The organism is Brachyspira innocens ATCC 29796, from assembly GCF_000384655.1.
GTDB lineage: Bacteria > Spirochaetota > Brachyspiria > Brachyspirales > Brachyspiraceae > Brachyspira > Brachyspira innocens.
Genome location: NZ_ARQI01000122.1, coordinates 75,921 through 83,586, shown reverse-complemented (window position 1 = coordinate 83,586; position 7,666 = coordinate 75,921). Strand labels below are relative to the sequence as shown.

The 7,666-nt window shown below is 23.3% G+C and carries 7 protein-coding genes; all 7 read right to left on the bottom strand.

The genetic code is table 11. The features are described from left to right. Positions 1 to 128: 128 nt before the first annotated feature. The 7 genes from cas2 to cas8a1 are packed head-to-tail and all read right to left on the bottom strand — an operon-like array spanning position 129 to position 7,651. On the bottom strand, positions 129 to 413 hold the full coding sequence (gene cas2 / locus F811_RS0111450; RefSeq protein WP_020005380.1) for a CRISPR-associated endonuclease Cas2: 285 nt from the start codon (positions 411 to 413) through the stop codon (positions 129 to 131). Positions 414 to 419: 6 nt separating this feature from the next. Beyond that, a complete protein-coding gene (gene cas1b, locus F811_RS0111445; protein ID WP_020005379.1) occupies positions 420 to 1,412 on the bottom strand; it encodes a type I-B CRISPR-associated endonuclease Cas1b in 993 nt (330 codons plus the stop codon). 27 nt (positions 1,413 to 1,439) lie between these two features. Beyond that, on the bottom strand, positions 1,440 to 1,943 hold the full coding sequence (locus F811_RS0111440; RefSeq protein WP_020005378.1) for a CRISPR-associated protein Cas4: 504 nt from the start codon (positions 1,941 to 1,943) through the stop codon (positions 1,440 to 1,442). Continuing rightward, positions 1,940 to 4,228: a CRISPR-associated helicase/endonuclease Cas3 gene (locus F811_RS0111435; RefSeq protein ID WP_020005377.1), complete on the bottom strand. Its 2,289-nt coding sequence runs from the start codon at positions 4,226 to 4,228 to the stop codon at positions 1,940 to 1,942. The genes F811_RS0111440 and F811_RS0111435 overlap by 4 nt, the downstream gene beginning before the upstream one ends. Before the next feature lie 18 nt (positions 4,229 to 4,246). Next, complete coding sequence (gene cas5, locus F811_RS0111430; RefSeq protein WP_020005376.1) at positions 4,247 to 4,984, bottom strand: CRISPR-associated protein Cas5; 738 nt, start codon at positions 4,982 to 4,984, stop codon at positions 4,247 to 4,249. Further along, entirely contained in the window at positions 4,977 to 5,900 is a 924-nt protein-coding gene (gene cas7i / locus F811_RS0111425) for a type I-B CRISPR-associated protein Cas7/Cst2/DevR (protein ID WP_020005375.1), read from the bottom strand. The genes cas5 and cas7i overlap by 8 nt, the downstream gene beginning before the upstream one ends. Then, on the bottom strand, positions 5,900 to 7,651 hold the full coding sequence (cas8a1, locus tag F811_RS0111420) for a type I-B CRISPR-associated protein Cas8b1/Cst1 (RefSeq protein WP_020005374.1): 1,752 nt from the start codon (positions 7,649 to 7,651) through the stop codon (positions 5,900 to 5,902). Before cas8a1 ends, cas7i begins: the two co-directional genes overlap by 1 nt. Positions 7,652 to 7,666 lie beyond the last annotated feature (15 nt).

The window sequence follows — 7,666 nt, the reverse complement described above, 5'->3', positions numbered from 1 at the left end:
TACATATTTAATTCGTGTAAATGCACAAATACATAATTAAAAAACAGTTAATAAATATATTATTGTCAAAAATATTCTGTCGATTAAGCACAATTTTATAACAATTACACTTCGACAATAAAATCATTCTATATAAAATTAGAAGTTTTGTCAATGCTTTCTTCTACCAAAAACTCTTTATCAAGCCATTTTTCATTACGGCTTTTGAAAACTATACAAGAATCTTTTTCTTTTCTTAAAATGTCAAAGAGCTTATTTTTTAATTCCAAATACTGCACTTTTGAAAGTTCACCCTCAAAGACAGATTTTTGTATATGATTAAGATATGCCTTGCAAGTTTTAAAAACTGTTCTTGCAACTCTAGCACCATCTTCGTCATCTGTTTGTATATCATAAACTAATATTAAATACATTATTTCTTACCACCATATTACAAAAGGTTTATATTCTTTTTCATTAAGCAAATGTTTAGATATTTTATAAAGTTCTAATCTAATTAAATGTTTATACGATACATCTCTTTTCAAACTTCTATGATTTATAGTAGTGGTAAGCCTTTTTTCTAATTCCTCCATTATTGTTTTTAATGCTTTATCTTTAAGTCTTAAAAAATTACTATCTTTATCAAAATCATTTTCGCTTATCATCTTTTTATTTAATAATGAAAAGATAAGTCTGTCAACTATTAATGGTTTAAAAATTTCTGCTGTATCAAGTGATAATGAAAATCTTTTTACAGAAGGCTCATGCAAATAACTTATAGTAGGATTTAATTGTGTTTTATAAATCTCTGATAATACCTTTGTATAAAGTACAGAGTTCAAAAAACTTATAAGTGAGTTTATCATATTATCAGGAGGACGCTTTACTCTTTTTTCAAAATCTATTTCCTGATTGATAATTTTTTTCCAAGAGCTGTAATAAACTTTATGAATATTGCCTTCTATTCCCATTATCTCATTAATGTTATAATACAAATCTATACTTGATTTTAATTTTTCTATGCTTTCTATTTCCTCTTTCAAATCACGTCCTCTATTGTCATAATATTTTAAATTTCTTAATATATTGTCAGAAGCTCCATAAACAAATTTTTTGGCAAGTAATACTCTTTTATCATAATCACTGTAATGCATAACCTGATGAACAAGCAAATCACCAGAAACTAATTTTTCTCTAGGATAAAAACTTCCAGCATAAAACTCATAATAATTAAAAAAATGCACACATATACCGATCTGCGATAAAAAATTAAGCAGTTTAGTATTTATTGTAACCTCGGAAAAAATATATATATCATAAATTACCTCTATTGGTAAATCTCTTTTCTCACCGTTTGATTTGATAAACTGAAGTGTATTATCTTTTCTTTTTAGTTCTCCGCTTGAAAATAAATAATAAGATTTACTCATAAAAATAACTCCATTTACTTATATTTTTTATATATAACAAAACTCATAATAAGCACATTTTTTACAAGCACTTTTATTTACAACATCTGGTATATTTTCTTCTTTGATAATTTTATTTATAAGCTCAAGTCTTTCTAAAATTTTTTCATCATCTCCTTTTTCAAGTATCACTTCTTCTTTGTATCTTTTTGACGGTATATTTAACTCTCCTTTTATATCATCAAATCCGTACTCTTTTAATATAAATAAATAATATTTTATTTGATTAATGGCCATTTGTTTTTCTTTGTCTGATTTTTTTATTTCATGGACTACATTATTTTTTAAAAAGTCTATATTAACTTTATTATCTATCATAAAATTATGTTTTTGATTAGCATAAGTATTTTCATCAATAAACTTTCCAATCTTCACAAGCTCACTTTCCCCCTCAAAAGATAAATTATGATAAGAAAGCCAAACCTTTCTCATACATAAAAAACTATAAGAATAAATTGTACCTGTTACATAATTTATATTATTCATTTTCATAAAAACCTGCTGTCAATATCAGCTTCATCATCTATATCATTTGATAATCCTATATTATCATCATATTTTAATTGTGTTATATAAATGTGCTCAAGATTATCATTTGAGATTTTATTATTACAATATCTATTAAAATAATAATTAATACTCATAGTATAGTGCATTATTTCTTCTAAAATATTAATTTTTTCTTCACCAAAACTTTTATCATATTTTTCAAATATTTTCTCTTCTTCTAATTCCTTATAAAATTTTTGAGGCATTACAGTTATACTGTTAATATTTCTAAACTGTATTTTAGCATCTTTTTGTTCTAATCCGTTAATAGGAAAATTAAGCAGAGTATTAATTTTACTTTTTATAGTTTCATAATAATTATTTTTACCTTGATTTAACTTTTCTATATCATAAACTTCATTAATATATTTTTGTTTATCTTTTTCTGTAAATATTTTATTATTATATTTTTTTATACTTTCAATAGAGTAATCATATATTTGTTGTTCATATACATATGGAATTCCTATTTTTGTATTATAAATAAATATATTAGGCTCATTTTTATTATAAGATCTATCTCTGTAAACTCTACCCATTCTTTGAAGTATACTATCAGCTGAAGACATATCCGTATAAAGTTCATCAAAATCAATATCGAGACTTGCCTCTACTATTTGTGTAGAAACCCATATACCATAAGTTTCTTTTCTTTTATTAATATCATTTGGGGCAAAGTTTTTTATATCGTCTTCTTTCTTCTCTCTCTCTTTCATTATAAATCTTGAATGAAGAAGATTAATATTTTTTATGTTATACTCTTTTAAAATATTATAAACTTCCTGTGAATGTTTTACTGTATTGCATATTACAAGTACTTTTTTGTCTTCAGCACTTTTTGATATTTTATTATAATCAAATTCTTTTTCATCAATAAATTTTATAAAATGTCTTTTTATGATGTTTTCTTTATTATCTTTTTTATAAAAAGTTTTAATATCAGCAATATTTTTTTCTCCAATATTCTCCTTTAAGAAATGAGTTACTACAGGAGGAAGAGTAGCTGTCATTATTAAAAACTTACCGCCTAAATCATTTATAACTTTAAGTCCGAAAATTAAAAACGCTATAATATCTGGACTATATGACTGTATTTCATCAATTATTATTTTACTGTATTTCAAAGTGGCAGGAAATTTTTCTGTCCCTAAAGACTTAAAAACAAAATAAAAAATCTGGTCAACCGTACATACAATGAAAGGATATACAAAATGTCTTGTTTCTATATATTTTGTTTGATAATCTTCTTCACCTTCTTTTTCTTCTTTTCTCATCATCATTTTAGAATCTGAATGCAAAAAACTTATTTTTTCTTTATCATAATAATTATTTTTTATTCTCTCATAAATAGAATTAATAGAAACTTTAAGAGGAAGAGTATAAAAAGTTTTTGATTTACCTGCCCAAAGCAAAGCCCCTTCAGTTTTACCAATGCCAGTAGAAGCTATGACAATAACATTTTTATCTTTATTTTCAAGCATATATTTTTGGCATTCATTGATTTTATTAAATTTAGTTTCAATATTTTCTTTAGGGTCGAAAGGTTCAAGCTCCAAAGTATCAATACCTATTTGTTTTTTATTATATAAATAAGTACTTGCAGCATAGTCCAATTTATTAAGCATTCCTTTGATAATGATAAACTTAATCCAGAAATTATATAGATATTTTGGTTTTAATTGAAAAACATTATTTTTTATCTTATTATTCATAAGTCCGTCAGATGAACAGTATTCTATACCGAAATTTTTGGCATTAATATTTAAATCATTTGCTATTATTTTTTCAAATATTTCGCTGTCTTCTAAATCAAACTCTCTATTATGATGATTATATATTGAAGTTGCAAGTATTTCCAAATCATTATAATCAAAATCATATTTTTGTTTTAATTCATCTTCATTTATGAAACAGCAGCTTAATATACCATGAGGAATATTTTTTATATTTTTATACTTTTTATAGAAAACTTCAATATTTTTATTTTCTTCGAAATGCATACAACTTTTTTTATACATTTCTTTTTGAAATTTATAATTAATTTTACCCAAATCATGCATTTCACAAGCTGTACGTATTAAATCAATTTCTTTTTGTTTAAATTGATTTTTATATTTTAATAAAAAATCTTCAAATAATTTTATTAATTTTTTTGTATGCATTTCTAAAGATTCAGCATCATAATAATTCTTTTTAGAAGACTTTGCTAAATATTCATTTTTATTCATATTATTTCATTCCAAAAATCATGCTAAAAATATTCCTGTATTTTCTTCAGTATCTTTATATACATTTTTAGCAAATCTTATTTTTTCAGTTCTTTTTTTTATGTATTTTACTTTTACTTTTTCTTTCCATTCTCTTATGCCTGATGAAGTATCAAATATCTTATTAAGCAAATATACTGTTCCCGTTATATTATCTTCCTCTCTAAAATATTCTAAAGGTATATATGCATCATAATTAATATTTGCAGTATTAGTCTCTTCTATATCAATAATTTTGATTGTGTCTGCATCAATACGTAAAATATCTTCATGACGCCCTAAAGCTGGATATACATAAGGTCTTTTTAATCCGTTTAGTATAGTATCAAATAAATCATCACTTTCTGGTACTATGTGAATAAGTAAAGTAACATCTATTAACAATTCTGTTATGCCAGTTCCCCTAATTAACCCTGTTTGTTTTTTTTCATCTTTATTTAAAATAGCAAAATAATATCTGTCTCCTTCGCATTTATCAGGTGTAAAGAAATATCTTGTGTATAAATCTGTATTTATGCTTTCACTTGTACCTTGAATACTTACTTTCATAGGCATATATTCTCCGTTTTGACAATTACAAATTTTATGTATCATACCTATGACACTTGAATATGGAGGAAGTTTAAAAGTTTCTTTGAAATCAAAACTAGCAGGACGTCTATAATTAGGCATATTTTGATAACATTTAAATTTAATGGATTTAGTTTTATTACTCATAATATCTATCCACCTCTTCACATAAATATTTAATTACATCCGCTACACTTCCCGCATTTAAATCTTTTAGCTCTTCTTTTATTTCTTCAGTATTTGAAAATATTGAATCTATTATTGCGAATTTCGTTTTCTTCTTTATTTCCTCTTCATCAAGGTTTAAAACATCTTTTATAGTTTTTATTTCCAAATTATTTTTATTAACTTTTAATCTATTTTCAAAGAAAGGATTTTTTATATTATAAACTCCGCCTATTATAAATATAGGGCTTAAATTTTCTCTTCTTCCTCTTATATCTCTGTATAAGAACTTTAATACATTTAATAAATCTTTAACTCTTTTTGCTTTTTCTTTATTATCTATTGTTATTTCTTCTATATCAGGTTCTTTTCCTTTATTAATTTTTTTCACTACTTTATCAATACCAACTTTATCCAAATCTATAGTTACAGTATATGCATAGTATGATCTATGTATTTCATTCTGAACCAATGCATTATCAAAATCTGCTCCTCTTTTTTTAGCAATTCCCATATTATTTAAGAAGTCTAAATCAGAATTATAACTTTCTAAAGCAACAGCATTACTTAATCTAACAACTGCATTTCTAGTATTTGAAGAACCATTAACACTATTTTTCCCTGTTTTCATGTATCCAAATAGATCTATTTCAGGGGAATCTTTTATAGAAGTATTCATTTCAAACTGTACAACTTTATCAGCATTAGAAACTTTTGTATTATCCCATTTTAACTGTTCTATTATGTTATACCTTAATGCTTGTCTTGATATGTAGCTGTAGCTGTTTCCATCCCCTCTGCTTAATCTTTTTAATGCTGAGAAGTTATTAGCACCTTCTCCGTAATTTGCACTTTGGGCATCAAAAATAATACTTAATGTTAATCCTTTGTTTTCCATTATTCTTCTCCTTCATTATTATTTTCTTGATTTTCTGTTTTATCATAAAAAGCACCTTTTAGACCAAAAATATAAGCATTTCCTATATTTTTGAAATCTTCGTCACTTATAAAAATTCTACCTAATATATTTGGTATTGGTAAATTAAGCCCAGTATAAAGTCTTGCTATATTAGTAGAAAATAAATCTACATTTGATGTATTGACAGCATTTATTAGCTTATATACTAGTCCTCTTAATTTATTATCAGCTTCTTCATTATTCTTTTTATCATCAGTATCTGAATTACTATTTTTCTTAATTATCTCTTTTCTAATATCATACCCTGATTTGCAGGCTACATATGCATAATTAATTTTTTCACTCATATTATTCTCCTTTAAAGTTTCTTTTGCTATTTGTATTTTTAATATATTAAATATTGTATTTATAGAATAAAATATTTTATTATTATTTCCTTCTTGCTTATTATCAATATTTTTTAATAATGTTAATATTAAATTATATTGATTTCTATTGTTTAAAATATTTTCTATGCATTCTTTATAAATATTTAATGATTCATCTTTTCTGTATTTAAAATAGCTTTTTGATATTTTACTTAAATATGTATCACTATTTTTTATAATTTTTAACGTATCTTTTGCAATGGTATTAAATGAATATTTTGTATCATCTCTTATTATTACCTGTATAGAATCAAGTTCTTTAGTTTTTAATTCTAAAGCTCTGTTAATCATTGTATTATAGGCTATATAATTTGTATTGTTTTCTTCTTCAATTTTTATTGGAGCATTCATAGATATTAAAGACTCTATACTATCATTATCATTTATAAATACCATTATATTATTAATATTTATAAAACCTATAGGAGTACATGAATAAATTAGGTAACATATAGGACAAATAAGTACATCTGAATTAAAGTTCCAATAAACAGAACCTTTTCTTTCTTTAGCTATTCCAATATCTATTAAAAAAGCCATATCTAATTTTTTATCTGTATCAAGTTGTTTAGGAGTATGTAAATTGCATATTAAACATTTATCTTTATAATTGTTTTTATTGTTTAACTGAATTATATATTCTTTAATCTTAATAAAATAATCATTTATTAATTTTATAAAATCTGTATTTTTTTGTATATAGTATCCGTTAATAGAAGGATTATATCTTAAAAAATATATATTATAAAATATTAGGCTAAATTTATCAAAAAATATATTTCCAATATATAAATAATATTTTAATTTTTCATTATCATTTATATATGAAACTATTTCTTTAAAATTTATTTCTTTATTATCTTGATAATTGGATAATAATTCTTTTATTTTATCATCTTCTAATGTATCAGCTATTGTAATTAGTGTTGTTCTTTTTAGAAAATTATCATATTTTTTTATACTTTCTAAATCTGTTTTATTTGTATTTAACATTTTATATAGAATAGTATTTTTATAAAATTTATTATATACGGTTTTTAAATAGTATTTTGCAAAATCTAAATTTAATAAAAATTTTTTATTAACATATAGTGTTTGATTTTCAAAATAGTAATCTTTTTTGTTATCTAAACTTGTACCTTTATTAGCTTCTGACTTTTCCAACACTTCAATAAAACCTATAACACCTGCATTAAAAAGAAAAGTATCAAGATTAATTTCAAAATATTCTTCTTCAAGGTTATTGTTTTGATTATCTTCTAAATTTAATTCATGCTGACTATATTTTTTTGTTTTTGCCATAATAAAAATTCCTTA